A 1091-nucleotide genomic window follows, 5' to 3' on the forward strand; every position below is an offset into this window, starting at 1 on the left:
GGCCGGGGGCACGCGGAATGGTCGATACTTCCACACTTGGGACAGATGAACCCTTCGGGCCAGCGCAGTCTGGCCAAATAGTCCAAACAGGCCTCATCGGTGGAAAACCAGTCCTGAAACTGCCCGAAGGTCACCGGATAATCGACTCCGCCCACCGGCGTTGCTGGCTGCGGATCTTCCATGAATAGATACTACTTCAGCTAAGCAGATACCTAATACAAAAATTCGAACAATCCAAGCGTAGCACCGGACACGCGGGAGCCGATCCCAAGGATGCCGCACACATATCCGACGAGGACCACAAAGCACCAGGAACCATTCAGATCGGAGAACCACCGTGCCATACACGTCGGCCATCAAACTCAAAGACCACCCGGATATGGAAACCGGAAAAGAGGACCCGGCCCGGATCAGCCCCACATCTCTCCGGTTCGTGATCGACGCCAATGGCGCACCCGTTATCGCTCAGGTGCTCGGACCGGTACGCCGGCCCGAAGGCGAACTGCGAAAATTGTGCCAGCTGTCACTGACGTGCGACGGGTGCAGGCCTTGCACATCCACAGACCGGCCCCCGTGCGCCAATGGTCGATACTTCCACACTTGGGACAGATGAACCCTTCGGGCCAGCGCAGTCTGGCCAAATAGTCCAAACAGGCCTCATCGGTGGAAAACCAGTCCTGAAACTGCCCGAAGGTCACCGGATAATCGACTCCGCCCACCGGCGTTGCTGGCTGCGGATCTTCCATGAATAGATACTACTTCAGCTAAGCAGATACCTAATACACTTTTCTGGGATCGGGCACCGGTGTGGAGGTTTATGTGGTCGATACGGGCGTTCGGGCCTCTCATAATGACTTCGGCGGCAGGGTGACTGCGGGGTGGACCACCGTTGCGGACGGTAACGGGTCAGGTGATTGCAACGGCCATGGCACCCACGTCGCCGGTACGGCCGGTGGCGCTGATTACGGGGCCGCAAAGACTGCGACGATCGTTCCGGTGAGGGTTCTTGATTGTGACGGGGCGGGCACGGTCTCGGACGTTGTTGCTGGTCTGGACTGGGTTGCAGCACAGCACGAGCCGGGCGATCCGGC

General features: G+C 59.0%; 3 protein-coding genes. 1 reads left to right on the forward strand and 2 read right to left on the reverse strand.

Going from position 1 to position 1091, the window contains the following annotated elements; genetic code table 11:
- Positions 1 to 182, reverse strand: a 182-nt coding sequence (locus Y707_RS26895) for a transposase (RefSeq protein ID WP_035782214.1), incomplete at its 3' end; no start/stop codon positions are given.
- A 276-nt stretch (positions 183 to 458) separates the two neighbouring features.
- The gene (locus Y707_RS33530) at positions 459 to 746 is read right to left on the reverse strand and encodes a transposase (protein WP_081744946.1); all 288 of its coding nucleotides are present in this window, start codon (positions 744 to 746) and stop codon (positions 459 to 461) included.
- A gap of 73 nt (positions 747 to 819) precedes the next feature.
- Between Y707_RS33530 and Y707_RS26900 the strand changes: the two genes are divergently transcribed.
- Positions 820 to 1091: S8 family serine peptidase (locus Y707_RS26900; protein WP_035782217.1), on the forward strand; the 272-nt coding region annotated here is incomplete at its 3' end.

The organism is Arthrobacter sp. H14 (assembly GCF_000520495.1).
Taxonomy (GTDB): domain Bacteria; phylum Actinomycetota; class Actinomycetes; order Actinomycetales; family Micrococcaceae; genus Arthrobacter_C.

Coding starts and splice junctions, on each gene's coding strand:
- Y707_RS33530 (WP_081744946.1), bottom strand. CDS start 746: ATGGAAGATCCGCAGCCAGCAACGCCGGTGGGCGGAGTCGATTATCCG.